The following is a 22,827-nucleotide window of genomic DNA, read 5'->3' as shown; positions in this document are numbered from 1 at the left end:
TACCGACCCCGACCCTCCGTCCGCGAAACGGTTACCGTCAGTCCGCGCTCAGTCGCAGTCGTCCCCGGTGCACGCCTCCTCGAAGAAGTCGAGGTTCTCCTGCAGCGACTTCATCAGCCGGTCCCGCTCGGCCTCGTCCACCTGGACCGGCGCGACCCCGAAGGCGCCGGACAGCCGCCGGAAGCCGCCCCGGCTCTCCAGGCGCCCGTGCACGCGCACCGGAAGGCCCACGAGATGCGCCTGCCCGGCGATCCGGTAGTCCTCCTCGTCGAGGGTGACCCGGACGTACGGCACCTCGGCCCCGGCGATCACCCGCAGCCGTACCGCGCCCTCGCCGCGCGGCTCGGAGCGGCGCATCCGCACGACGGTGCCGGTGACCCGGACCGCGACCGAGGGTTCGTCGCGCAGGTAGCGGGCGCCGGCCTCGCGCAGCACGGGCAGGTCGCCGGGCGAGAACTCGATCGGCTCGGTGGTGGCCGCGCAGTCGTCGGGGACCCCGGCGCCCGGCGCCCACTCCACGGAGACCCGGGCGCCTTCCGTGCCGCGTACGAGCGTGACGAGGGCGTCGGTCAGCTCCCGGCTCACGCCCGCCTCGACGGCGCCGTCGAAGGCGTCCATGCCGCCGGTGGCCCGCTGGTAGTCGATGGCCTCGCGGACGGCGTACAGGGCCTGGTGGAGGCGTACGGCGAGGGGCCGGCCCGTGCCGACGGGCACGAACGCGGCCAGGCCGCGCCCGCCGTCCGCCGAGCCGACCAGGACCGACTCCAGCATGGCGGCGGCCGCGCGCTTGTGCCGGGCGCCGTAGTAACCGGCACGCGCGCGGGTGGCCAGCGCGCCGGCCAGCAGGGTCTGCCGGGCGGCGGTGCGCAACTGTTCCTCGACCGTCCAGGACGCGGCGTCCGCGGGTCCGCTGGGCACGTCCCGCCACCAGCGGATCTCGTCGCTGGGCACGGCGAGCCCGACCAGCACCTCACGCGCGGCGGGCGTACCGCTGCGCACGAGAGCCGTGAGCGCCTCCCCGAGCAGGTCGTCACTGTCCGGGAAGGCGCGGTTCTCGGGTACCAGCAGGCTGGTGCCGGTGTTGCCCGGCCCGGGTGGGGTCCAGCGGCCGTAGCGTCCCGGTGCGCCCCCGCGCCGCTGCCAGCCGTGCCGGCGCAGCAGGGCGCCGAGCACGGCCGGGTCGACCTCGGCGGGCTCGGGGGGATGGTTCCAGTGGGGCCCGTGGAGATCGTCGGGATGCGGCCGGACCTCCCGCAGCTGCTCCTCGTACGGACGGTGCCTCATGGTCTGCCTCCCGTCCCGACCCGCGTCATGATCTCGCAGAGCGCCCGGTCGTCGAAGATGCGCGAGGTCGGAACCCGCACGGTGGTCCGGTGCCGGCCGGTGATCTGGTGCCCTGCCAGGTTGACCCAGTAGCAGCAGTGGCGCAGATCGAGCCGGTCGTGGCTGGCGCGCAGCCAGTCGTCCTGGGAGCGCGGTACCAGCATCACCACCAGGATCTTGTGCACCGACACCGGTGTGCGGGCGAGCTTGCGCAGGTGGTCGTTGTCCAGCGTGAAGGAGAAGAAACGTCCCGGCGGGTTGGGTGCGATCTGGTAGGTGCACTTGAGCTGCACCTTTATCGTCACCTCGTCGTCGACGGTGTGACCGGGCGAGCCGTGGCTGACGTGCCAGTCGATGCCGTTGTCGGGGAACGGCTGCGACAGCGAGCAGCCGGCCGCCGCCGCGACGGCATGCAGATAGCCCACCTGCAGTGTCTCCATGCAGGCGGTGGTCGCGAGTGTGCCGCGATGGGGGCCCGTACGTTCGGGCAGCAGCCCGCCCCGTTCGGGCTGCGCTATCGCCATGACCAACAGCCTTCCCAGCCAAAGAGTTTCCCCGTGGCGGGCCGCTGAACTGCAAAGACCCGCACTCCTGTTGTGTCCTTCCGGCGTACGCCGCAAACGGCCCGGGTATCACCAAACGGGCAGAAGACGGAACGTCACCTGCCGTGGGTGAACGAGGAGTTGTATTGGCATGACGTGCTGGTACGAGGGGCCCCTGGCGGCCTTCGACACGGAGACCACGGGCGTGGACGTGGAGACCGACCGCATCGTGTCCGCCGCGGTCGTCGTCCAGGACGCCCCGGGCACCCGACCCCGGGTGACCCGCTGGCTGGTCAACCCGGGTGTGCCGGTGCCGGAAGCGGCGACGGCGGTGCACGGGCTGACGGACGAGCACCTCCAGCGCAACGGCCGTTGGCCGGCGCCGGTGATGCATGAGATAGCCGAGGAACTGGCCGAGCACGCGGCGATGCACCGCCCGCTGGTGGTGATGAACGCGCCGTTCGATCTGACGCTGCTGGACCGGGAGTTGCGCCGGCACCGGGCGTCCGCACTGGACCGCTGGTTCGAGGCGAGCCCGCTGCTCGTCCTCGACCCCCGGGTCCTGGACAAGCATCTGGACCGCTACCGCAAGGGCCGCCGGACCCTGACCGACCTGTGCGCGCACTACGAGGTGACCCTCGAAGGCGCGCACGACGCGGGCGCGGACGCGCTCGCGTCCCTGGAGCTCGTACGGGCGCTGGGCCGCCGTTTCGCGGCCCGCCTGGAGCGCCTGACCCCGGCCGAGCTGCACACCCTGCAGACGACCTGGCACGCGGCGCAGGCCCGCGGCCTCCAGGCATGGTTCACCCGCAGCGGCACACCGGAGACGGTGAACCAGGACTGGCCGCTGCGTCCGGAACTGCCGACGGCGGCGTGACGGGCGGGGCGCCGGCACCGGCGCCCCGCCCCGACGCCACCGGGTGCCGGCGCAGCAGCGCCCGCGCCGAGTTCTCCGCGTCCGTGAAACCGGCGCGTCCCACGTCGGTGAGGGTGACCTCGACCGTCCTGCGGTCGCCGGCCCGGCGGTCGCGTTCGATCAGTCCGGCCTCCTGCAGTCCCTTCAGGACGAAGGACATCCGGTTTCCCGATTCCCCGAGGAGTGCCGTGAGCCGGGCCACGGGCACGGGCACGGGCCCCGCCCCGGACCGGCCGTCTGCTTCGGCTTCGGCTTCGGCTTCGGCTTCGGCGAGGGCACCGAGGACGAGGTAGTCGTGCAGCGAGAGGCCGTGCCGGGCCCGCAGCTCGCCGTGCAGGAGACCCAGGGTCCGCAGGACGGACGGAGGCTGCGGCCGGGCGGTGTCCGGCGGATCACGGTCGGTCATCTTCGCTCCTCAGAGGTCGTCGCTCGGGCCGCGGACGCGCGGCCCGACGGTCACAACCGGATTCCGTACGACCCCGATCGCGCACCGGATGGACAGCGGGCCCTCGGATGAGGACACGGCCCCCTAGCGCGCGTCGCCGGATGTCCCGATGTGAGGCAAATGTGGCCCGCTGGGCCGTCCGTCTCCCCGCGCCCCGCGTTCTAGCGTCGACAGCCCGACGACTTCGCACAGGGAAGAAGGCGGTGCGCGCCATGACGTCGCCATCAGAAACCGCTCCAGCGGCGGTGCACAGGCTGGACTTCGGACTCAACCAATGGGTCGTGGACGAGCAGCGACAGCGCTACCTGCACGACCCGGACTCGGTCGACGAGACGTGGCGGGACTTCTTCGCGGCCCCGCCGTCCCCGACCGTCCCGGCCCCCCCTGCCGTCCCGGTGCCCCCTGCCGTCCCGGCCCCCCGCGCCGTCCCGGAGCGCCGGGACGGCGCCGAGGCGGCGGTCGGGGCCGTCCGGGTCGCGGCCCTGATCCACGCCTACCGGGTGCGCGGCCATCTGACGGCCGACACGAACCCGCTCGGGCCGAGGTCCGCCGCGGCGCATCCGGGGCTGGACATCGCCGCGTTCGGGCTGCACGAGGCGGACCGGGCGGCGGAGTTCGCCGTGGACGGCTTCGCCGGGCACACCACGATGACGCTCGACGACGTGCTCGGCGCGTTGCGGGAGTTCTACTGCGGCAGCGCGGGGTTCGAGTACATGCACATCCAGGACCCCGGCGAACGCCGCTGGATCCAGCGGCGCGTCGAGAACGGGCGGCACCGGCCGGACCGTGCCGGTCAGCTCCGGATCCTCTACCGGCTGGGAGCGGCGGAAGCCTTCGAGACGTTCCTCCAGACCAAGTACGTGGGCCACAAGCGGTACTCGCTCGAAGGCGGCGAGTCGGCCGTCGTGCTGCTGGACGCCCTGCTGCTCCGCGCCATCGAGGAAGGCGTCGCGGAGGCCGTCATCGGGATGGCGCACCGCGGCCGGCTCAACGTCCTGGCCAACATCGTCGGCAAGTCCTACGCCCAGATCTTCGGCGAGTTCGAGGACGCCGTGGACATCGGGTCCGTCCAGGGTTCGGGGGACGTGAAGTACCACCTCGGTGCCGAGGGCACCTACCACGACCTGCACGGCGGCACCATCGCCGTCTCGGTCGTGGCGAACCCCTCGCATCTGGAGGTCGTGGGCCCGGTCGCCCAGGGAGTGGTGCGCGCCAGGCAGGACCAGGCCGCGGAGCACGGCGGGCGCCGGCCGGTCCTGCCGGTCGTCGTGCACGGCGACGCGGCCTTCGCCGGCCAGGGTGTGGTCGCCGAGACCCTGAACATGTCGCAGCTGCCCGGCTACCGCACGGGCGGGACGGTCCACGTGGTCGTCAACAACCAGGTCGGCTTCACCACCGCGCCCGCGAGCGGCCGCTCGGGCACCTACGCCACCGATGTGGCGCGGATGGTGGAGGCGCCGGTCTTCCACGTCAACGGCGACGACCCGGAGGCCGTCGACCGCGTCGCGCGGCTGGCGTTCGACTACCGCCGGACGTTCGGCAAGGACGTCGTGGTCGATCTGGTCTGCTACCGGCGCCACGGGCACAGCGAGGTCGACGACCCGTCCGTCACGCAGCCGGTGATGTACGACCGCATCGACTCCAGGGCCTCGGTGCGCGCGCTGTACGCCGAAGCCCTGATGAGCCGCGGGGACATCGGCGAACAGCAGGTGGAGAGCGCCGGCCGCGCCTACCGGGACCACCTGGAGCGGGCCTTCGCCGAGACCCGCGGGCTGTCCGCGTCCGGACCCGCCGAGGACGCTCCCGGCGCCGAGGGCCTGCGCGGCACCGGACGGGAGCCCGCCCGCCGCGCGGTGACCGCGGTCGACGAGTCGACCGTCCGGCGGGTCGTCGCGTCGCAGACCGACCTGCCGCCGGGGTTCACCGTGCACCCGCGCGTCCTGCCGCAGCTCCGGCGGCGTGCGGCGACGCTCACGACCGGGACGGTCGACTGGGCCACCGCGGAGCTGCTGGCGATCGGTTCACTGCTGCTGGAGGGCGTCCCGGTGCGGCTGGCCGGGCAGGACTCGCGGCGCGGCACCTTCGGCCAGCGCCATGCCGTACTGATCGACCGGCACACCGGCGCGGAGCACACGCCGCTGAGCTCCCTGGGCCCGCGGGCCGCGAGCTTCGCGCCGTACGACTCGATGCTGTCCGAACTGGCGGCGCTGGCCTTCGAGTACGGCTACGCGCTGGCCCGCCCGGAGGCCCTGGTGCTGTGGGAGGCGCAGTTCGGGGACTTCGCCAACGGTGCGCAGACGGTCGTCGACGAGTACATCGCGTCGTCCGAGCAGAAGTGGGGCCGGCGGTCCGCGGTGACGCTGCTGTTGCCGCACGGCCTGGAGGGGCAGGGCCCGGACCACTCCTCCGCCCGGATCGAGCGCTTCCTCCAGCTGTGCGCGCAGGACAACATGACCGTCGCGCTGCCGACCCTGCCGAGCAACTACTTCCATCTGCTCCGGGAGCAGGCGCTGGACGGCCGCAGGCGACCGCTGGTGGTCTTCACCCCGAAGTCGATGCTGCGGTCGAAGGCGGCCACCTCCGCTCTGGCGGAGTTCACCCAGGGCCGCTTCCGTCCGGTCCTGCCGGACGACACGGTGGACCCCGCCCGGGTCACCCGCGTCCTGTTGTGCGCGGGCAAGGTCTTCCAGGACCTGGACGCACACCGGCGCGAGTCGGGTGCGGCGGACACGGCGATCATCCGGGTGGAGCGCCTGCACCCGTTCCCCGAGGCCGAGCTCGCGGCGGAGCTCGGCCGCTTCCCCGCTGCCGCGGAGGTGCGCTGGGTGCAGGAGGAACACGGCAACCAGGGTGCGTGGTCCTTCGTCGCGCCGCGTCTGCTCCGGCCGGCGGGCCGCCCGGTGGCCTGCGTCAGCCGGCCCCCGGCGCCCGCACCCGCGGTCGGCTCCGCCCGCAGGCACGCCCTGGAGCAGCGGGCCCTCGTGGCGGCGGCCTTCGGGTGACCGCTCGCCCTGGTCAGGAAGGCCTGTGCGTGGCCCGCGCACCGGTCCGACGCCACTGGCCGACGGCGTGCCGCAGGGAGTGCCAGGCGACCACCGCCCAGGCGGCGACCAGGAGTGCGTACAGGGCGACGGCACCCCAGACGAACGGCTGGGAGCCGGTCCGGGCGGCGAGGGCGCTGGTGCCGGTGACGCAGGCGCCCAGCGGGAAGATGAAGGACCACCAGGTGGGCGCGAAGGGCAGGCCCCTGCGGACCTCGCGCACGGTCAGCGCCGTGGCGAGCACCAGCCACAGCATGGCGAAGCCCCAGATCCCGAGGCCGCCGAGGAGCGCCGCGACCGCGCTGCCGCGACCGTACGGGGCGGGCAGCGTGCTCGGCGTGGCCTTGGCCAGTGCGCCCAGCGCCGTCACCGCCTGGTCCAGCGCCCCCACTCCGATCCACACCGTGGGCACCGTCGCACCGCCGGGTGCCTCGTGGTGCACCAGACGGCTGTACACCATGGCCAGCACCAGCAGGACCGCGACCAGCCCGAGCCCGAGCATCGCGTAGCAGCCGAGGAGCAGGGCGAGCCGCGGCTGGCCGGCCGGTGCCCGGGGCACGAGCAGGGCACCCGTCGCGGCGGAGACGATCGGCGGCACCACCGGCAGCAGCCAGCCGCCGGACGCCGCGTCCGGCGTGAACCGGTGCCGGGTGACCATCAGGCACGGCACCGCGCAGGCGCTGACGAGACCGAGCACCGTGCCGGCCGACCACAGCGCCCAGTCCACGTCCAGCGCCGCCCGCTCCCCCAGCAGCCGCGGGCCGAGCAGCAGCGTCCCGGCGCCGACGGTGAGCAGCGCCATCGGCGGTGCCCCGAGGAACTGCGCCAGCAGCGGATCACCGGCGTGTACGCGCAGCGTCCGCTGCCCGAGATAGCGGGCGGCCAGCACGATCAGCAGCAGCCCGGCCGCCGCCCAGACCACCGTGGCGGTCGCGCGGAGCCCGGGAAGGGTGCGCGGCAGGGTGGCCGCCGCGACGGCGACGATCCCGGTGCCCATGACGGCCGCGAACCAGCCGGGCCCGAGCCGCCGTCGTCCTGCGCCGTCCGCCCCGGCCGGACGGGCCCGGGCCCGTCCGGAAGTGCTCGGATCCGGGCCGCCCTCGGGCGGGACCGCTTGGGTGGTACTGGTGTGGGGTGCCACGGCGTGCAGGGCCTTCTTCCGGTGTCGGATCTTGTCGCGCGCCGGTCCGACCGCGGCCGGGGCCGTCGGGCGGCCGACGCCTTCGAACGTATGGCGCGGCGGGGATCGCGCCACAGAGCAGCACGCGCCAGGACGCCCTCACACCAGGACATCGGGGCACCCGGCACAACGGAAAGTTTGATAATCCAACCCAGCAGGTCTACGGTGGGAGGTCCGTCCGGCCGGGAGGCGCACGATGAAGGACAGGCCGTCAGGCAGGAAGCCGCTGCTGGTGACCGTGCTGGTCTTCCCTGGCGTCCGGCTGCTCGACGTCACCGGTCCGATCGAGGTGTTCTCGACGGCCAACGAGTTCGGCGGCCGGTACCGCGTACGCACGGTCTCCCCGGACGGCGCCGACGTGGTCACCTCGTCCGGTACCGGCCTGCGCGTCGACGCGGGGGCCGGTCAGGTGCGCGAGGTCAGCGACGTCGTGGTCGTCCCCGGCGGCCCCGAGTGGCCCTCCCTCGTCAAGGACGACTCGCTGCTGGACACCGTTCGAGCACTCGACGCGCGCAGCCGCCGTACCGCGTCCGTGTGCACCGGCGCGTTCCTCCTCGCCGCCGCCGGGCTGCTCGACGGACGCACCGCGACCACGCACTGGCGCTTCGCCGACCAGCTCGCGCTGCGCCACCCCCGGGTGACCGTGGCGACCGACGCGCTGTTCGTGCGCGACGGCCGCATGATGACCTCCGCGGGCGTCAGCTCGGGCATCGACCTGTCACTCGCCCTGGTCGAGGAGCACCTCGGCGCCGATGCCGCCCGCGCCACGGCCAGGGACATGGTCGTGTTCATGCAGCGGCCGGGCGGCCAGTCGCAGCTGAGCGTCCGTACGCACACCCCGCACGCCCGGCAGGAGATGCTGCGCCGGGTCCTGGACACGGTCGCCGAGGATCCGTCCGCCCCGCACACCCTGGCCGCCATGGCGCACAGGGCGGGTGTGAGCCCCCGTCACCTGACGCGTCTGTTCCGCGACGAGATGAACACGACCCCGGCCCGCTATGTCGAGCGGATCCGCATGGAGGCCGCCCAGGCGATGCTGGAAGGCGGCGACGACCCCATGGCCACGGTGGCCCGGCGCACCGGCTTCGGCTCGCCGGAGTCTCTGCGCCGGGCCTTCGGACGGAACCTGGACATCACGCCGGGGGCCTACCGGGCGCGCTTCCGCACCGCCGACGCCACCGGCCGCGAGGCGGCCGGCTGACCGTCAGGCGCTCGTGACGGTCCGCCCCGGCATCGGCTCCGCGAGCGCCGCCCGCCATGCCGGTGTGCCGAAGGGACCGGCGAAGTACTGGGTCTCGTGCGCCACATGCCCGTCGGCGAACTCCATGATGCTCACCGAGTACGACGGCACGCCGTCGTAGGTGATGACGCACTCGCTCACCCACAGCCGCGCGTGGCCGGTGATCCGCAGGACGGTGAAGTGCCGGTCGGCCGGGTGCCCGCCGCGTTGCGCCGCGATCGTGTCACGCCCCCGGAAACGCTCGCCGGACTGCGGGTAGTCGAGGATCGCGTCCACGGCGTAGACGGCGTGCTCGGCTTCGACGTCTCCGCGTTCCGAGGCCCGCCAGTGCTCCTCGATCGCGGCCCTGATCCGCGAGTCAGCGTCCATGGCACCGTCCTTCCGTGGCGGTGCCAGCCTAGACAGCCCGGCGGCCACCGGCCGAGGGGCGGGCGGGCGCCGGCCGCCGAGTCCACCGTTCGGCCGGATCACGAGAAGCAAAAAGGCCGGTCCGCATCGGCGGACCGGCCTTCCCGGTGGTGGGCGATACTGGGTTCGAACCAGTGACCTCTTCGGTGTGAACGAAGCGCTCTCCCACTGAGCTAATCGCCCGGGAACGGAGAGAACGATACAGGTACCGGCGGGTTCCGTTCAAACCGCTTGGAGGTGGCCGAGCAGCCCGCGCCGTCCGGAGCTCATCATCAGCCGGTGGTTGAGCCGGAAGAACGGCCGCCCCAGCAGGGCGAGTCGCCGCAGCAGCGGCTTGTGGACGTCGACGACCTGGTCGTAGCGGGCGAGGGTGCCGGCGCCGTCGGCCGTGATCGTCCAGCGGGCCCAGCCCTCGATGTCGCCGGTCATCGAGATCTCCAGCACGCCGGCCTCGGGGTCGCGCCGCGCCTCACGTGCGGTGAACGTGAGGTCGTACGGGAGGAACGACCGGATGGTGAGGACGGCGACGGAGTCGTCGAGTCGTTCCACCGCGCGCACCTGGGGCCACCACCGCGGGTACTCCTCCACCTCCCGCAGCGCCTCGTACACGGTGGTGAGCGGTACCGGGAGGGGCCACAGGCTGCGGAAACGGTAGTGGTTCCAGTCCATGGCCGCAGTCTGTCGCAGAGCGCGGATCTGAGTACGCGTACTCATGCCCGCACGAAGTGACCTGGACCACACTCACCGGTACGAGCGCCGCCGCCCGTGCGACGGCGCTCCCCCACCCCCGTTACGAGGGCATCTTGTCGCCGAGCAGGGCCAGGTTCTCGATGGCGGCGAGCCCGTACAGCGCGGTGTCGTTGGAGGACACCCAGCTCGCCTCGCTGCCCGCGACGAGTGTGACCGGGCCGGAGAGCGGTTCGGTCTGCCACGGCGAGGACTCCAGGTAGCCGTCCGAACCGTAGAACTTCGTCCACGCGCGCTTGGCGAGCGTCGCGTCGCCGGTCTGTACGGCGGCGTACGCGTCGAGCCGCGAGTGGCCCTGGAAGAGCAGCAGGGTGCCGAAGTTGGAGCCGTAGCGTGCCGCCTGTTCCGCCTTGGTGGCGTTGAAGTAGCGGCAGTAGTCGAAGTAGACCTCGTTGAACTTCGGCATGTCGACCAAGTGGATGAGTTCCGCGCAGAGTTCGTTGAGGCCGAAGACCGCGGAGAGGTGGGAGACCGAGACCACCGGGGTGGCGGCGGTGGCGAACCGGCCGGTGTCGAGGTCGTAGAGGCCGCTGCCCTGGACGAAGCCGTTGGGCTGGGCGGCGATGCCCTCCATGGTCGACAGGACGCGGGCCTTGGCCTTCTCCCACTTGGGGCCCTTGCGTTCCCACTCGGTGAGCCAGGCCGAGACCAGGCCGCTCCAGTCGGTGCCGAAGCCGATGGAGAGGGCGTGCCGGTCGGGGGTGTAGGGGTCGGTCCGGACCTTGCGCTGCGGGTCGAGGACGAGGAACGTCTCGTCGGAGTCGACGTTGGCGGCCATCAGGTCGCCGACGCGCTCGTCCGCGGTGAGGAAGTAGTAGAAGCGCCGGTACGTGGTGTTGGAGATGCGCTGCTGCTTGGCGCTGTCGGCGTAGTGCTGGATGCCGTGCCGGGTGCCGAGCCCGGCCCACTGGCCGATGTGGTAGACGTCGACCTCGCCGGTGTGCCGGGTGAGCGCCTCGGCGAACCGGAAGATGTCCGGGCGGCCGCTTCTCAGGTAGGCGTACCAGAGCCAGAGGTCGGGCGAGAGCTCGGAGTTGTCCCAGGCGTAGCCGCCGACGTCGTACCGCCACTGGTGGCGCACGGTGTCGTAGGTGTGCATGAAGTCGCCGTAGTCCCAGAAGCCGTACCAACGGCGTTGCTCCACCTGGTCCTTGTAGTAGGTGAAGAGGAAGTCGAGGTGGTCCTCGATCTTCGCCTTGGCGGCGGTGGAGCGGTCGGGCTCGGAGTAGAGGCCGGGACCGAAGACCTTCGCCTTGATCAACTGCTTCGGCGGGGCGGTGAGTTGCGGGAGCACCCGGACCGCGTCGACCTGGTCGGCGAGCGCCTCGGGGGTCGGTGTCGTCTCGTTGGCCCAGAACAGCAGTTCCGAGGTGCGGGCGATGCCGTAGGGGGTGCCGAATCCCGGCTCGTAGTCCTCGTAGGTGATGTTGAGGCCTTCGAGCTGCTCGGCGTAGGTGTCCTGGCCCATGCCGTCGTGGTAGAAGCGCAGGTCCATCGGCTGCGCCTCGGGCGACCAGAGCCAGAGGGTGACCTCGGCCTCGTCGGTGTGGGCGTCGCGGATGTCGAGCTGGGCCGGGAACTTCTGCCAGAAGTCCCGGAGCCCGAAGGAGAATCCGCCGCTCGCCCCGCCGACGTACCCGAAGCCGGAGGCCCGCTTGCCGCCGCCGGCCGGGATCCAGCCGTACCCCTTCTTCGTGCGCTTGCGCAGGGTGAAGCCGTCGGCGGAGAGCTGGGCGAGGGTGTAGTCGCCCCAGTTCGGGATGTACTGGAGGCGGGTGGTGACCCGCTGGTCCCAGGTGGACGGGTCGGGCAGCTTCTCCCCCGCGTACTGGGCGGCCTGGACGGCCGCGCCCGGGTCGCGGCGCAGCCCGGTGATGCCCTGGACGGCCTCCCGCAGCAGGCCCGTTCCCTCGCCGCCGATGCGGACGTGCCGGTCGTAGGCCGCGTCGCGCATCGGCACCGCGAAGCGGACGCCGAGCCCGCGGATGAAGTCGCCGCTCGCCTTGCCCGGCTCCTGCGTGCCGTCGTAGGTGATCGTGTGGACCATGCGGAAGGAGTCGGCGCCCGCGTAGAAGTAGAGCCGGATCGAGAACGGCAGCCAACTGCGGTTTCCCTTGCGGTGCTTGCCGTCGATGCGGACGACCGCGCGGACCGGGCCGTCCTGTTCGACGGTGACGGAGCCGATCGCGCCGTCGAAACGCTCGGTCCTGACCGCGCCCTGGTCCTCGTCCTCGATCTCGGGCTGCCGGATGAGGACCAGCCGGCCGTTCCTGGCGATCTCGGTGGCGCCCCGGGTGACGGACTTGATGATCGTGGAGCCGTTCTTGCCGATCTTCACCGCGATCACGCCGGTGGACACGTCGACGGTCCCACCACCCGTGGAGACAGTGACCTTCTGGTCCGGTGCCACCGCGTCGCCCGCCGCGAGCGTGAGCTTTCCGCTCCCCGAACCCACCGCGTGCGCGGTCCACTTGAGGGAGCCGTCGGGCCAGTAGGCGAGCGGCCAGGTCTGGACGGCCACGTCCTTGCCGTCCTCGTCCGTCAGCGCGAAGGTCTGGTCCTCCTGGAACGTGCCCATCGGCCAGGGCACGCCGACGGTCGAGCCGGGCGCGGCACCGAGGCCGCCGTCCTCCAGCCAGTCCAGGGTCACCGGGTCCGCGTCGGCGGCCTCGGCTCCGGGCGCGGCCTGCGCGCCCTTCGTCCCCAGCACCCAGCTGAACTGGGCGGCGGCGCCGGCGACGGCCGCCGCCTTGAGAAGGGACCTGCGAGGGATGGGAGACATGTTTCCGCCTTTCCTTTCCGTGCGAGTGCAAGGTGGTCAGGGGCATGACAGAGAGAGGTACGGCGCCGGAGGCGCCGCCCTTGGCAAGAGGCCGGTCAGCGGCGGCGGTGACGCTCCTCGACGGCGACGGCCGCGGCCGTCACGGCGCCCAGCACGGGCACCGCCAGCGGCGCGATGAGCAGGGCGGAACAGACCACGAGGACCGCTCCCCCGACGAGCAGGAAGGACCCGCCGGGGTCGCGGACGGTACGGCGGCCGGCCGCCGCGAGCAGGGTGCGCCAGCGGTCGCCGGGTGCCCAGACGGCCGCCGCGCGCAGCCCCGCGACCGCGAGGCCGATCACCGCGAACAGGCCGAAGGCCCCGACGAGCGGCCCGCCCGGCAGCCCGGCCCGCACCGCCTGGACGTCCACCCAGGCGGCGGCGACGGCAGCCCAGCCGGCGAGCCCGACGAGCCAGCCACCGGGCAGCGCGGCCCGGAAGTCGCTCACGAACTCCCGCGAGCCACCGGCCACCTGACCGGTACGACGGCGCAGGTGCCGGGCGCCGGCGGCGAAGGCGGCCGGGTAGGTGACGAGCCCCAGGGAGGCGACGGCGATCCAGACCCCGGTGAGCAGGCACTCGGCGAAGACGCCGAACCGCTCCGCGAAGACGGACGGCCTTGCGCGCACGTCGGCCACGACGTCATCAGCCCTTCAGTCCGGAGGTCGCCATTCCGTCGATCAGATAGCGCTGGAAGGCGAGGAAGAACAGCAGCACGGGCAGCAGCGCGACGAGGGACATGGCGATCATCCCGCCGTAGTTGGCGGCCACGCCGTCGGAGTCGCGGAACATCATCAGGCCCAGCGAGACCGTGTACTTGCCGGGCTCGTTGAGGTAGATCAGCGGGCCCATGAAGTCGTTCCAGGCGTTGATGAAGGTGAAGATCGCACTGGTGATGAGCGCCGGCCGGCACAGCGGCAGCACGATCGACCAGTAGATGCGGAGGTGCCCGCAGCCGTCGAGCCGGGCCGCCTCGTCCAGTTCCCGGGGCAGGTTGCGCATGAACTGCACCATCAGGAAGACGAAGAACGCCTCGGTGGCGAGGTACTTGCCGATCAGCAGCGGAATGTAGGTGTTGATCCAGCCCAGCTTCTGGAACATCACGTACTGCGGGATCAGCAGCACGTGGTACGGCAGCAACAGGGTGCCGATCATCAGGGAGAAGAGCAGGTTGCGGCCGGCGAACCGGATGCGGGCGAAGGCGTAGGCGGTGAGGGAGCAGGAGACCAGCACGCCGGCGACGGCGCCGACGGCGTAGAAGAGGGAGTTCTGGAAGAACGTCCAGATGCTGATGTCCGCTATGCCGTCGGCGAGGCCCTTGAAGTTGGACAGGATCGGGTGGGCCGGGAACAGCCGGAGGCTGTTGATGATGTCCTTGCTGGGCTTGAACGACGCGCCGATCACCCAGACCACCGGGTAGAGGATGACCGCGAGGATCAGCAGGGCACCGAGGTGCCAGCCGAGGGAACCGGTGCGCTTCCGGGAGAGGACGGGGAAACTCATCGGGCGTCCTCCTCGTAGTGCACCCACTTCTTCTGGGACCAGAAGAGGACGGCGGTCACCAGGGCCACGGCCAGCAGCAGCATCCAGGCCATCGCGGCGGCGAAGCCCATCTGGGCGTTCTTGAAGCCCTGCTCGTAGAGGTAGCAGGTGTAGACGAGCGTGGCGTCGGCCGGTCCGCAGGAGCCGTTGGAGACGACGTACGCCGAGCCGAAGATCTGGAAGGAGTGGATGGTCTCCAGGAGCACGTTGAAGAACAGCACCGGGGAGATCATCGGCAGGGTGATGTTCCAGAACCTGCGCAGCGGTCCCGCGCCGTCCATCTCGGCCGCCTCGTAGAGCTCCCTCGGCACCTGCTTCAGGCCGGCCAGGAAGATGACCATGGGTGCGCCGAACTGCCACACGGTCAGTGCGACCAGGCTGTACAGCACCCAGTCGGCGTTGCCGACCCAGCCGCCGACGTGCCAGCCGAAGAGGGACTGGGTACGGTCCACGATCGCGTCGTCGGAGAAGAGGGACCGCCAGACGAAGCCGACCGACACGCTCGCGCCGATGAGCGAGGGGGCGTAGAAGGCGGCCCGGTAGAAGGCCTGGCCACGGCGGCTCTGGGCCAGCAGCATCGCGACCCCGAGCGCGAGCAGCAGCTTCAGCGGGGTGCCGATGACCACGTACTTCGCGGTCACCTCCACCGACTTCTGCCAGCGGGGGTCGTCGAACATCTTGGTGAAGTTGTCGAACCCGACCCACTTCGGGGTGTTGAAGAGGTTGTAGTCGGTGAACGCGAAGTAGAGCGAGGCGACCATCGGGCCCGCGGTCAGCAGCAGGAAGCCGGCGATCCACGGGGACATGAAGAGGTAGCCGGCGAGGTTCTCGCGCCGGCGGCCGGGCCGCCGCCCCGTGGCGGCGGAGGCGGCCGAACGCGTCCCGCGCGCCGCGGGCGGGGAGTCCTTGACTAGCGTCACGGCAGGTCCCGTCAGGCCTGGAAGGCGGCCTCGGACTCGGTGAAGAACTGCTTCACCGCGTCGGAGACCTTGGTCTTGCCCTGGCCGAGGTCGCCGCCGATGCGCAGGAAGGCGGCCTCGATGGTGTCGGCACCGGAAGGGTGCGGGGTGATCGTGCCGAGGACGCCGGCCTTGGCGGTCTCGTCCTCGTACTGCGCGATCTCCTTGTTCACCGCGTCCGTCGGCCTGTACGCCGTGTACTGCTCGGTGCTCGCGAGGATGCCCCGGTCGTAGCCCATGATCGTGCCGACCTCGGGGTCGTGGACCATGAAGTCGATGAACTGCGCGACCTCCTTGGGGTGGGAGGTGCGGGCCGAGGCGCTCAGCATCAGGGAGGCGAGGTACTGCCCGGTGTGCTTGCCGTCCATGGTCGGGATCGGGGCGAGGCCGTAGGTGCTGTCGCCTTCCGCCGAGTAGCGGACGGTGAAGTTGTCCCAGGTGAACTCGGAGGCGCCGTGGCCGGCGGAGAGGGAGGACTTGGGGAAGTCCTGGGCCACGGTCTTCGGGTCGGTGACGATGCCGGCCTTGACGCGGTTGTAGCCGTCGGTCCACCACTCCGTCAGGTCGGCCTTGTCGAAACCGAGTCCGTCGTCGGTGTAGAAGGCCTTGCCGTTCTGGCGGAGGTAGAGGTCGTACAGGTACATGATCGTGAAGTAGCCGGTGTCCCCCGCGACCTTGGTCCTGTCGTGGATGGTCTTCAGGGCCTTGAAGTAGTCGTCCCAGGTCCAGCCCGTGTGCGGCTCGACGCGGGCCTTCTCGTAGACCTTCTTGTCGATGACCAGCGCCATGGTGTTGGAGCCGACGGGGATTCCGAGCTGCTTTCCGTCCACCTCGCCGACCTTGGTGACCCCGGCCCGGAAGTGATCCAGGCTCAGATTTCCTGCCTGAACCTGTGACTTGAGGTCGAGGAGAATTCCTCGCTTGTCGTACTTCCGGAGAAAGGTGACGGCATTCTGGAAAACGTCCGGGGGATTTCCGCCGGCGGCCTGCGTCTGGAACTTCTCCCAGAACGACGCGTACGTCTGAAAGTCGGTCTTGACCTTGATCTTCGGGTACTTCTTCTCGAAGAGCGCGATGGTCTTGTTGATCTTCTGTGCGCGTTCCTCGGCACCCCACCACGAGTAACGGATCGTCACCGTCCCGTCCCCGGAACCGCTGCCGCCTCCACACCCGGCCGTCGCGGCGAGCCCGAGCGTGGCCGCGGTGGCTCCGGCCGCCTTCAGGATGGTCCGTCTCTCCACGTTCCTGCTGGTTCCCACAGTCGGGCCCCTCCCCGCGGCGTCGCCGACGCCTGCATGAATCGTTTCAAGTAAGCGCTTGCTGGCACAAGTTACGGAGGGGCCGGTGAGGCGTCAATGATTCGGACAGGAATTTCTTGCGGGCGGGGCCGGAGGGGCGGGTCGGGACCGTGAGGCCGCGCGGGGTGCGGGGCGGGCGACAGCACAGGTGAGGGGCGTGCGGTCGGGGGGTCGAACGCGAAGTGGCCCGGGGAAGACGGGGGTTACGGGTTGGCCTCGGCGAGCGGGGACGGAGGGGGCCGAGGCCGGCGGGGCAGGCGGCTGCGGGGCGGGGAAGCCCGGAGGGCGGGGGTGGGTGTTGGGGCGGGTTGGGTTGGGTGGGGAGGTGCGCGATCCGCCGGGGCGGGCAGAGGTAGGACGTATGAGAACCCGCGCACCTGCGCCGTCCCGAGCTCCGGGCCGACCAGACCGCGTACCGACCGTGACCGCCCTGGTCGTCGCGGTCACCGGGGCCGCCGCACCCACCTTGGTCGCCGTGACCGTCGCGGCCGTCGTACCCGTCGCGGTCGCCGGGGCCGTCGCACCCGCCCTGGTCGCCGCGGCCGTCGTACCCGCCTCGGCCGTCGCACCCGCCGTGGCCGCCTCGGTCGCCGTGGCCGTCGCACCCGCCTCGGTCGCCGCAATCGTCGTAACCGCCGTGGGTGTCGCCCGAGACGGTCCTCGTCGCCCTGACGTCGCTTCCGCCGGGCCCCGGAACGACCGCGGCCCACCTGCTCTCTCGCAGGTGGGCCGTGGTTCCGGGTGGGCGATACTGGGTTCGAACCAGTGACCTCTTCGGTGTGAACGAAGCGCTCTCCCACTGAGCTAATCGCCCGGGCGCAGGAAGAACATTACCCCATGTCAGGGGGTGCCCCGGACCAGTCGCCGGGGGTCTGCGGCCGGCGGCCGGATCACTCCTCGATCTTCCAGGGCATCACGATCCCGAACCTGGAGAGGTACACCCCGGCCCCGACGCAGACGACCACCAGGCCGATCGTCGTGAGCGTGATGTTGCGGCGGCGCACCTTGGGGTCGAGGGCTTTCTGGGCCGCCTCCGTGACCTTGCGTTTCGTCCAGCGCAGCACCAGCTGGGCCCAGACGAACTCGGTCGCCCAGATCGCCATGCCGCCGAAGATGATCACCCAGCCGGGCCCGGGCAACGGCAGCAGGACGATGCCCACGGCCACCACCGCAAGGCCGATCGCGAAGACCCCGACCTGCCAGCTCAGGTGCAGCATCCGGCGCGCCCTGACGAACTCCGGCGCCCGCGATCCGAGCCCCCGCTCGTCGCGCGCCCCGTCCGTCGTCGTCCCGTCCACGTGGCTCCCGTCCGAGACCACGGCGGCCTCGCCCGGTTCGTTACTCCCCGTATTCATACGACCAAACCCTACCTGAGCGATTCCGGTCACCAGAATGGTCGTAGATCGCGTCCGGGTTCTCGGCCGGAAGAGTTACGTAAACACACGCAAAACACTCAGAGGGGTTTACAACGGCACCGTAGGTGGCATGTCGATTTCGCCGACGTGCGAATCCCCGAGCGCACACTGAGCGAAAGGCCCTGGCGCTTATGAACACCACGGTCAGCTGCGAGCTGCACCTGCGCCTCGTTGTGTCGAGCGAGTCATCCCTGCCTGTCCCCGCAGGCCTGCGGTACGACACGGCCGACCCCTACGCCGTGCACGCCACCTTCCACACCGGAGCCGAGGAGACCGTCGAGTGGGTGTTCGCCCGCGACCTCCTCGCCGAGGGGCTGCACCGCCCCACCGGCACCGGCGACGTCCGCGTCTGGCCGTCGCGCAGTCACGGTCAGGGCGTCGTATGCATCGCCCTGAGCTCTCCGGAAGGGGAGGCCCTGCTGGAAGCCCCGGCGCGAGCCCTGGAGTCCTTCCTGAAGCGAACGGACGCCGCCGTGCCGCCCGGCACGGAACACCGCCACTTCGATCTCGATCAGGAGCTGTCGCACATCCTGGCGGAGAGCTGAGGGCACGCCCCCTGCAAGCCGCCCGGCGCCGTCCACTCGGGGAGACGGCTCGGGCCTAGACAACCGCATACGGCAGCACCGGCGCCGCCACCGTGTTGGGTCACGGGGCGGTGCCGGTGTGTCCGCGTGCCCGTGGAACCGCCGGCGGGCGGTACGCGTTGTACCGGACAGTCACGAGTGGGACAGGGCCCGGTGCGGGGCCGCCGTATGTCGCTACCATCGGCCACCATCGGCGGGCGCCCGCCCGACCCTCAGGCCAGGGAGCGAAACGTGCTGATCACCCACGACACCCGGTGTTCCCTCGATGCCGTGGTGGATCTGGTGAACACCGTGCCGGAGGACGACGCGGCGGCGGACGGGCTGCCCGATGTCGCGGCCCTCCAGGATTTCGTACGAAACCACGACATCAGCGGTGTGGGCATGCTGTCGGAGTTCGATCTGTCGGCGGTCCGCAAGATCCGCGGACGGTTCGCGGGCATCTTCGCCGCCGCGGACGCCCGGATCGCCGCCGGGATGATCAACGAGCTGGTCGCGGCCGCGGGCACCACGCCCCAGCTCACGGACCACGACGGCTACGACTGGCATGTGCACTACTTCGCGCCCGGCGCCTCGGTGGCCGACCATCTCGCCGCCGACTGCGGGATGGCGCTGGCGTTCTTCGTCGTCGCCGGGGAGCAGGAGCGGCTGCGGCGCTGCGAGGCCCCGGACTGCCGGCGCGCCTTCGTCGACCTCTCCCGTAACCGTTCGCGCCGGTACTGCGACAGCCGGACCTGCGGAAACCGCCTGCATGTCGCCGCGTACCGGGCACGCCGCAAGGAGGCGGCGGGCTGACCGGAGCGTCGGGGACGGGGTGCCGTCGCGGGCTTACCGACGGTAGGGATGCCGACGCCTGTCCCGGCGGATGGCGCCGGGACGGGCGGGTACGGCTCACAGCCACAGCAGGTCGTGCAGCGCAGCCATGAGGAGCAGACACCCGATCACCGCTAGGAAGATCATCAGCGGTGGCTGGGAAAGGGCGAAGAGGCACCCGCGGGGCTCGTCCTTCGGCGGCGCGGCCTCGCTCTGTTTCGTGTCCAGCATCTCGCGGCGATGATGTCTCAACGGACACCCGCCGCGCGATCAACACGCCCGGAATGGGCGGGAGTTCGCCGAATTCCGTGATGTCCGTTTCACTTCCGCCCGCCCGCTGATCACTTCCGCACGTGCCGCGGACGCACTGTGTCGTTTCAATGCCTCATGTGACTGTCATATGCATGCGCCCGCGGGTCGGCTGAACAGCGCCCCGTCCACCGTCGCGGCGTGTCATATTCCGTGCTTCTTGAGGATGGCCTCGATATCGCTGAAGTCGTCGCCCGAGCCGGTACCGCGAGGCGCCGCCGCGGGCCTGGCCGCCGGGCGGGTGGCCGGACTCAGGGAGGGGGCCGAGGCGGCGGGGGCGACGGCGTCGCGCTGCGCGCCCCGGGCCGCCGCCCTGCGCTCGGCGCGGGTGCCACGGGTGCCGCCGCGCCGGCGCTCCACGGCCCGGGTGGTGGCGAACAGGGCCCAGGCCGCGCCGAGCACGCCGAAGCCCGCCCAGGCGGTGGGGCTGAAGGCGGTGTCGGCGAGCCAGCCGACCACGCCGGTCATCACCAGCCCGACGGGGACGAGGGAGTAGGCGGCGATGCGGGCCGCCGCCAGGTACCGCTTGCGATAGGCGGTGACCACGGCGATGCCCAGGCCTGCCGCGGACACGGCGGAACAGACTGTCTCGGCGATCATCCGGTCCTCCTGCGGGCTGGGTCGGGCGGGGCGGGCGGGGCGACGGCCGGAGCGCGTGCGCCGCTTCGCCCCTTCCATCGTGCACCGCCCGGCCCGTGCGATCCATGCCCAGGCCCGACAATCAGGGGCATCTCGGGGTCACCTCCGGGTCACCTCCACCCCGGGGACGAGCCAGGGCCGTCCCCGCTCCGGCCGCCGGCCCCGGGCACCGCCCACGGGACACCGCCAAGCCCTCCGGTCGGCCGACCCCTGTCGTCTCGATTCGGTGGACGGAGCGTGGCCTGGAAGACTGGTCGGCATGAACGACTCCCCCGCGCACACCGACGCCCCGGTCCTCGACGTCTGGTGCGAACTCCAGTGTTCCGACTGCCGCAGCGCCCTGGACGACCTCCGCGCCCTGCGTGCCCGGTACGGTGACCGGCTGGAACTGCGGCTGCGGCACTTCCCGCTGGAGAAGCACAAGCACGCCTTCGCCGCCGCGCAGGCCGCCGAGGAGGCCCTGGAGCAGGGCAAGGGCTGGGAGTACGTGGAGGCGGTCCTCGGCCGGGTCGAGGAGCTGGACCGCAAGGGCGAGCCGTTCCTGGTCGAGGTGGCCGGCGAACTGGGCCTGGACGCCGAGGAGTTCGACACCGCGCTGGTCGACGGCCGGCACATCCTGATCGTGGACGCCGACCAGGCCGAGGGCAAGGCCATCGGCGTGACCGGCACCCCGACGTACGTCATCGGCGGCGAACGCCTCGACGGCGGCAAGAGCCAGGAGGGGCTGCGCGAGCGGGTGGCGGAGATCGCGGACCGGTTGCTGGCCGAACAGGCGTGACCACAGGGCCGGGCTCGGGGCCGGTATCAGGGCCGGCCCGAGGCGGGAGCGGGGCTCAGACCAGGTCCTTGTAGAGGGCGTGCGCGACGGTGACGTACCCCAGCGACTCGTAGAGCCGTTCGGCCGGAGTGTTGCCGGCGAACACGTTGAGGGCCAGGACGTGCCTTCCGGCACCGATCGTCTGTGCCTCCGCCAGCAGCATGAGCGTACGGCCGTGCCCCTTGCCCCGGTGGTCGGCGTCGGTCTCGACCCGGTACACCCAGGCGTCGTCCGCCCGCAGGGCCAGCCACAGGATCCCGACGCGTGTCCCCTCGTGTTCGAGGACACTGATGCGCACGCCCTCCGTGGTGAGGCCCCGCGGCAGCAGCCGTGCGTGGTCGCGCCGCGACCTCTCCCGCGCGTCGGCCTCGGAGAGGCCCCGCTCGTGCCACATGCGCGCGTACTTCTCGGAGGCGTCCGCGAGCCACGGCTCGTACTCGGCTTCGGTGAAGCCACGGCCCCGGCTGCCCGCCGGCAGGGCGGGCGGGGTGTCGCCGAGCCGTTTCTCCATGCCCCGGTTGCGCAGGACGTATCCGAGCGCCCCCACGAGGCGCAGGGCCGCCTCCGCGGTGGCCGGGACCTGCACCTCGATCTGCCGGCAGCCCCAGCCGCGCGCCACTTCCTCCGCGGCGAGCGCGGCCACGGTGCCCCGGCCCCGACGGCGGTCGGGCTCCTCGATGCGCAGGTCGGTGATCCGGGCCACCGGGGCGCCGGCATTCGGCGAGGCGCTCAGGTGGAGGGTGCCGACGGGCCTGCTGTTCACACACACCTGGAAGTGGCGGGACAGCTCCCCGTCGGTGCTGCGCTGGAGCGGCTCGGTCGGCCGCAGGGTCGTGGTCATCAGGGGTGTTCTACCCACCGGCGACGCGCACGTCAGCCGAATAAACGACGCGCGCGTCACCCGAACGGACACGGCCCCTACGGCTCCAGGTCCGCGCCGGACCGCTCGTCGAAGACACGCATCGCCTTGGCGGTCACCGGGCCCGGGGCGCCGGGGAGTTCGCGGTCGTCGACCCGGTGCACGGCCTGGACGTCGCGCAGGGTGGAGGTGAGGAAGACCTCGTCGGCCCGCTCCAGGACGTCCAGGGGCAGGTCGGTCTCGCGGGCGCCGGTCCACTCGACGGTCAGGGCGCGGGTGATGCCGGCCAGGCAGCCGGAGGCGACCGGCGGGGTGTGGATCTCGCCGTCGAGGACGACGAAGACGTTGGAGCCGGTGCCCTCGCAGAGCTGCCCGACCGTGTTGGCGAACAGGGCCTCGGAGGCGCCGTGTTGGTGGGCGCGGGCCAGGGCGACGACGTTCTCGGCGTAGGAGGTGGTCTTCAGGCCGGTGAGCGCGCCCCGTTCGTTGCGGGTCCAGGGGACCGTGATCACGGCGGTCGAGTCGGGGCGGCGGCCGGTCTCGCCGAGGGCGACCACGAGGGTGGGGCCGTGGTCGCCGCGGTCGGAGCCGAGGGGGCCGTGGCCGCCGGTGTAGGTGATGCGGAGCCGGCCCAGCGGCATCGGGTTGGCCGCGAGGACCGCCTCGCAGGCCCGGCGCACCTCGTCGTGGTCGGGGTCGGGCAGGCCGAGACCACGCGCCGAGCGGGTCAGCCGGTCGAGGTGGCGGGTGAGCGCGAAGGGCCGGCCCTCGGTCGCCTTCACCGTCTCGAAGATGCCGTCCCCCACGGTCAGCCCGTGGTCGAAGACCGAGACACGCGCGGACTCGACGTCCTGCAACCCGCCGTCCAACCAGATCTTCACTGCTCTCTACCTCACAAGTCAGCGCCGGGTGCGTCGGTCGCGCCGGACCGG

Annotated in this window: 22 protein-coding genes, 2 tRNA genes and 2 pseudogenes; 8 read left to right on the top strand and 18 right to left on the bottom strand. The window is 71.7% G+C overall.

What is annotated here, in order from left to right; translation table 11 throughout:
• Window positions 1–48 precede the first annotated feature (48 nt).
• Both ACGF5O_RS25680 and ACGF5O_RS25675 read right to left on the bottom strand, forming a co-directional pair.
• A complete protein-coding gene (locus tag ACGF5O_RS25680) occupies window positions 49–1,284 on the bottom strand; it encodes a hypothetical protein (protein ID WP_393812198.1) in 1,236 nt (411 codons plus the stop codon).
• Window positions 1,281–1,847, bottom strand: coding sequence for a DUF4365 domain-containing protein (locus tag ACGF5O_RS25675; RefSeq protein ID WP_362584655.1), 567 nt, complete (start codon window positions 1,845–1,847; stop codon window positions 1,281–1,283). Before ACGF5O_RS25675 ends, ACGF5O_RS25680 begins: the two co-directional genes overlap by 4 nt.
• A 169-nt stretch (window positions 1,848–2,016) precedes the next feature.
• Here ACGF5O_RS25675 and ACGF5O_RS25670 point away from each other — a divergent pair, with 169 nt between their 5' ends.
• Entirely contained in the window at window positions 2,017–2,742 is a 726-nt protein-coding gene (locus ACGF5O_RS25670; protein ID WP_393812197.1) for a 3'-5' exonuclease, read from the top strand.
• Here ACGF5O_RS25670 and ACGF5O_RS25665 read toward each other — a convergent pair.
• Window positions 2,669–3,187, bottom strand: a complete 519-nt coding sequence (locus tag ACGF5O_RS25665) for a MarR family winged helix-turn-helix transcriptional regulator (protein WP_393812196.1) — start codon at window positions 3,185–3,187, stop codon at window positions 2,669–2,671. The two genes, ACGF5O_RS25670 and ACGF5O_RS25665, sit on opposite strands and share 74 nt — an antisense overlap.
• 107 nt (window positions 3,188–3,294) lie before the next feature.
• On the opposite strand from ACGF5O_RS25665, the pseudogene ACGF5O_RS25660 reads away from it, so the two are divergent.
• Both ACGF5O_RS25660 and ACGF5O_RS25655 read left to right on the top strand, forming a co-directional pair.
• Window positions 3,295–3,540: pseudogene (locus ACGF5O_RS25660) on the top strand (hypothetical protein); the annotation flags it as partial.
• A gap of 6 nt (window positions 3,541–3,546) precedes the next feature.
• Window positions 3,547–6,228, top strand: a pseudogene (locus ACGF5O_RS25655) (multifunctional oxoglutarate decarboxylase/oxoglutarate dehydrogenase thiamine pyrophosphate-binding subunit/dihydrolipoyllysine-residue succinyltransferase subunit); the annotation flags it as partial.
• A 13-nt stretch (window positions 6,229–6,241) separates the two neighbouring features.
• On the opposite strand, the gene ACGF5O_RS25650 reads toward ACGF5O_RS25655, so the two are convergent.
• A complete protein-coding gene (locus ACGF5O_RS25650) occupies window positions 6,242–7,408 on the bottom strand; it encodes a TDT family transporter (protein WP_393812195.1) in 1,167 nt (388 codons plus the stop codon).
• A 235-nt stretch (window positions 7,409–7,643) separates the two neighbouring features.
• Between ACGF5O_RS25650 and ACGF5O_RS25645 the strand changes: the two genes are divergently transcribed.
• The gene (locus tag ACGF5O_RS25645) at window positions 7,644–8,648 is read left to right on the top strand and encodes a GlxA family transcriptional regulator (RefSeq protein WP_393812194.1); all 1,005 of its coding nucleotides are present in this window, start codon (window positions 7,644–7,646) and stop codon (window positions 8,646–8,648) included.
• 3 nt (window positions 8,649–8,651) lie between these two features.
• Here the strand turns inward: ACGF5O_RS25645 and ACGF5O_RS25640 are convergent, their stop codons facing one another.
• The 8 genes from ACGF5O_RS25640 to ACGF5O_RS25605 form a co-directional block, all read right to left on the bottom strand.
• Window positions 8,652–9,056, bottom strand: a complete 405-nt coding sequence (locus tag ACGF5O_RS25640) for a nuclear transport factor 2 family protein (protein WP_393812193.1) — start codon at window positions 9,054–9,056, stop codon at window positions 8,652–8,654.
• A gap of 147 nt (window positions 9,057–9,203) precedes the next feature.
• Window positions 9,204–9,278, bottom strand: a tRNA-Val gene (locus ACGF5O_RS25635).
• A 39-nt stretch (window positions 9,279–9,317) separates the two neighbouring features.
• Window positions 9,318–9,764, bottom strand: coding sequence for an SRPBCC family protein (locus ACGF5O_RS25630; protein ID WP_393812192.1), 447 nt, complete (start codon window positions 9,762–9,764; stop codon window positions 9,318–9,320).
• A gap of 121 nt (window positions 9,765–9,885) precedes the next feature.
• Window positions 9,886–12,624 (bottom strand): Tat pathway signal sequence domain protein, encoded by a 2,739-nt coding sequence (locus ACGF5O_RS25625; protein ID WP_393812191.1) that lies wholly within the window; start codon window positions 12,622–12,624, stop codon window positions 9,886–9,888.
• A gap of 95 nt (window positions 12,625–12,719) precedes the next feature.
• Window positions 12,720–13,292, bottom strand: a complete 573-nt coding sequence (locus ACGF5O_RS25620; RefSeq protein ID WP_393812343.1) for a hypothetical protein — start codon at window positions 13,290–13,292, stop codon at window positions 12,720–12,722.
• 16 nt (window positions 13,293–13,308) lie between these two features.
• Complete coding sequence (locus ACGF5O_RS25615) at window positions 13,309–14,166, bottom strand: carbohydrate ABC transporter permease (RefSeq protein ID WP_393812190.1); 858 nt, start codon at window positions 14,164–14,166, stop codon at window positions 13,309–13,311.
• Window positions 14,163–15,125, bottom strand: a complete 963-nt coding sequence (locus ACGF5O_RS25610; RefSeq protein ID WP_393812189.1) for a carbohydrate ABC transporter permease — start codon at window positions 15,123–15,125, stop codon at window positions 14,163–14,165. Before ACGF5O_RS25610 ends, ACGF5O_RS25615 begins: the two co-directional genes overlap by 4 nt.
• Before the next feature lie 11 nt (window positions 15,126–15,136).
• Entirely contained in the window at window positions 15,137–16,423 is a 1,287-nt protein-coding gene (locus ACGF5O_RS25605) for an ABC transporter substrate-binding protein (protein WP_393812188.1), read from the bottom strand.
• Between the two features lie 460 nt (window positions 16,424–16,883).
• Between ACGF5O_RS25605 and ACGF5O_RS25600 the strand changes: the two genes are divergently transcribed.
• Complete coding sequence (locus ACGF5O_RS25600; protein WP_393812187.1) at window positions 16,884–17,231, top strand: hypothetical protein; 348 nt, start codon at window positions 16,884–16,886, stop codon at window positions 17,229–17,231.
• Here the strand turns inward: ACGF5O_RS25600 and ACGF5O_RS25595 are convergent.
• Both ACGF5O_RS25595 and ACGF5O_RS25590 read right to left on the bottom strand, forming a co-directional pair.
• Window positions 17,205–17,276: transfer RNA gene (locus ACGF5O_RS25595), tRNA-Val, on the bottom strand. The two genes, ACGF5O_RS25600 and ACGF5O_RS25595, sit on opposite strands and share 27 nt — an antisense overlap.
• 76 nt (window positions 17,277–17,352) lie before the next feature.
• Complete coding sequence (locus ACGF5O_RS25590; RefSeq protein ID WP_393812186.1) at window positions 17,353–17,817, bottom strand: TIGR02611 family protein; 465 nt, start codon at window positions 17,815–17,817, stop codon at window positions 17,353–17,355.
• A 191-nt stretch (window positions 17,818–18,008) separates the two neighbouring features.
• On the opposite strand from ACGF5O_RS25590, the gene ACGF5O_RS25585 reads away from it, so the two are divergent.
• Entirely contained in the window at window positions 18,009–18,422 is a 414-nt protein-coding gene (locus ACGF5O_RS25585; protein WP_004002642.1) for an SsgA family sporulation/cell division regulator, read from the top strand.
• A 270-nt stretch (window positions 18,423–18,692) separates the two neighbouring features.
• Window positions 18,693–19,253 (top strand): CGNR zinc finger domain-containing protein, encoded by a 561-nt coding sequence (locus tag ACGF5O_RS25580; protein WP_393812185.1) that lies wholly within the window; start codon window positions 18,693–18,695, stop codon window positions 19,251–19,253.
• Window positions 19,254–19,349: 96 nt separating this feature from the next.
• On the opposite strand, the gene ACGF5O_RS25575 is transcribed toward ACGF5O_RS25580, so the two are convergent.
• Together ACGF5O_RS25575 and ACGF5O_RS25570 are read right to left on the bottom strand one after the other, a co-directional pair.
• Window positions 19,350–19,502 (bottom strand): hypothetical protein, encoded by a 153-nt coding sequence (locus ACGF5O_RS25575; protein ID WP_167450005.1) that lies wholly within the window; start codon window positions 19,500–19,502, stop codon window positions 19,350–19,352.
• Window positions 19,503–19,724: 222 nt separating this feature from the next.
• Window positions 19,725–20,180, bottom strand: a complete 456-nt coding sequence (locus ACGF5O_RS25570; RefSeq protein ID WP_393812184.1) for a hypothetical protein — start codon at window positions 20,178–20,180, stop codon at window positions 19,725–19,727.
• A 298-nt stretch (window positions 20,181–20,478) separates the two neighbouring features.
• On the opposite strand from ACGF5O_RS25570, the gene ACGF5O_RS25565 reads away from it, so the two are divergent.
• Window positions 20,479–20,997, top strand: coding sequence for a DsbA family protein (locus tag ACGF5O_RS25565; RefSeq protein ID WP_393812183.1), 519 nt, complete (start codon window positions 20,479–20,481; stop codon window positions 20,995–20,997).
• 55 nt (window positions 20,998–21,052) lie between these two features.
• Here ACGF5O_RS25565 and ACGF5O_RS25560 read toward each other — a convergent pair whose 3' ends face one another.
• Window positions 21,053–21,877, bottom strand: coding sequence for a GNAT family N-acetyltransferase (locus ACGF5O_RS25560; protein WP_393812182.1), 825 nt, complete (start codon window positions 21,875–21,877; stop codon window positions 21,053–21,055).
• 77 nt (window positions 21,878–21,954) lie between these two features.
• The gene (locus tag ACGF5O_RS25555) at window positions 21,955–22,776 is read right to left on the bottom strand and encodes an aminotransferase class IV (protein ID WP_393812181.1); all 822 of its coding nucleotides are present in this window, start codon (window positions 22,774–22,776) and stop codon (window positions 21,955–21,957) included.
• Between the last annotated feature and the right edge of the window lie 51 nt (window positions 22,777–22,827).

The organism is Streptomyces sp. NPDC048291 (genome assembly GCF_043201715.1).
Taxonomy (GTDB): Bacteria; Actinomycetota; Actinomycetes; order Streptomycetales; family Streptomycetaceae; genus Streptomyces.
Note: the sequence above shows the minus strand (reverse complement) of the source record. Positions and strands in the feature narration are given on the sequence as shown.

What these genes read in the sequence shown, in the direction of transcription:
- ACGF5O_RS25590 (WP_393812186.1), bottom strand. Translation starts at nt 17,817, where the DNA reads ATGAATACGGGGAGTAACGAACCGGGCGAGGCCGCCGTGGTCTCGGAC.
- ACGF5O_RS25670 (WP_393812197.1), top strand. Translation starts at nt 2,017, where the DNA reads ATGACGTGCTGGTACGAGGGGCCCCTGGCGGCCTTCGACACGGAGACC.
- ACGF5O_RS25680 (WP_393812198.1), bottom strand. Translation starts at nt 1,284, where the DNA reads ATGAGGCACCGTCCGTACGAGGAGCAGCTGCGGGAGGTCCGGCCGCAT.
- ACGF5O_RS25570 (WP_393812184.1), bottom strand. Translation starts at nt 20,180, where the DNA reads ATGATCGCCGAGACAGTCTGTTCCGCCGTGTCCGCGGCAGGCCTGGGC.
- ACGF5O_RS25665 (WP_393812196.1), bottom strand. Translation starts at nt 3,187, where the DNA reads ATGACCGACCGTGATCCGCCGGACACCGCCCGGCCGCAGCCTCCGTCC.
- ACGF5O_RS25645 (WP_393812194.1), top strand. Translation starts at nt 7,644, where the DNA reads ATGAAGGACAGGCCGTCAGGCAGGAAGCCGCTGCTGGTGACCGTGCTG.
- ACGF5O_RS25565 (WP_393812183.1), top strand. Translation starts at nt 20,479, where the DNA reads ATGAACGACTCCCCCGCGCACACCGACGCCCCGGTCCTCGACGTCTGG.
- ACGF5O_RS25615 (WP_393812190.1), bottom strand. Translation starts at nt 14,166, where the DNA reads ATGAGTTTCCCCGTCCTCTCCCGGAAGCGCACCGGTTCCCTCGGCTGG.
- ACGF5O_RS25575 (WP_167450005.1), bottom strand. Translation starts at nt 19,502, where the DNA reads ATGCTGGACACGAAACAGAGCGAGGCCGCGCCGCCGAAGGACGAGCCC.
- ACGF5O_RS25625 (WP_393812191.1), bottom strand. Translation starts at nt 12,624, where the DNA reads ATGTCTCCCATCCCTCGCAGGTCCCTTCTCAAGGCGGCGGCCGTCGCC.
- ACGF5O_RS25560 (WP_393812182.1), bottom strand. Translation starts at nt 21,877, where the DNA reads ATGACCACGACCCTGCGGCCGACCGAGCCGCTCCAGCGCAGCACCGAC.
- ACGF5O_RS25585 (WP_004002642.1), top strand. Translation starts at nt 18,009, where the DNA reads ATGAACACCACGGTCAGCTGCGAGCTGCACCTGCGCCTCGTTGTGTCG.
- ACGF5O_RS25640 (WP_393812193.1), bottom strand. Translation starts at nt 9,056, where the DNA reads ATGGACGCTGACTCGCGGATCAGGGCCGCGATCGAGGAGCACTGGCGG.
- ACGF5O_RS25630 (WP_393812192.1), bottom strand. Translation starts at nt 9,764, where the DNA reads ATGGACTGGAACCACTACCGTTTCCGCAGCCTGTGGCCCCTCCCGGTA.
- ACGF5O_RS25675 (WP_362584655.1), bottom strand. Translation starts at nt 1,847, where the DNA reads ATGGCGATAGCGCAGCCCGAACGGGGCGGGCTGCTGCCCGAACGTACG.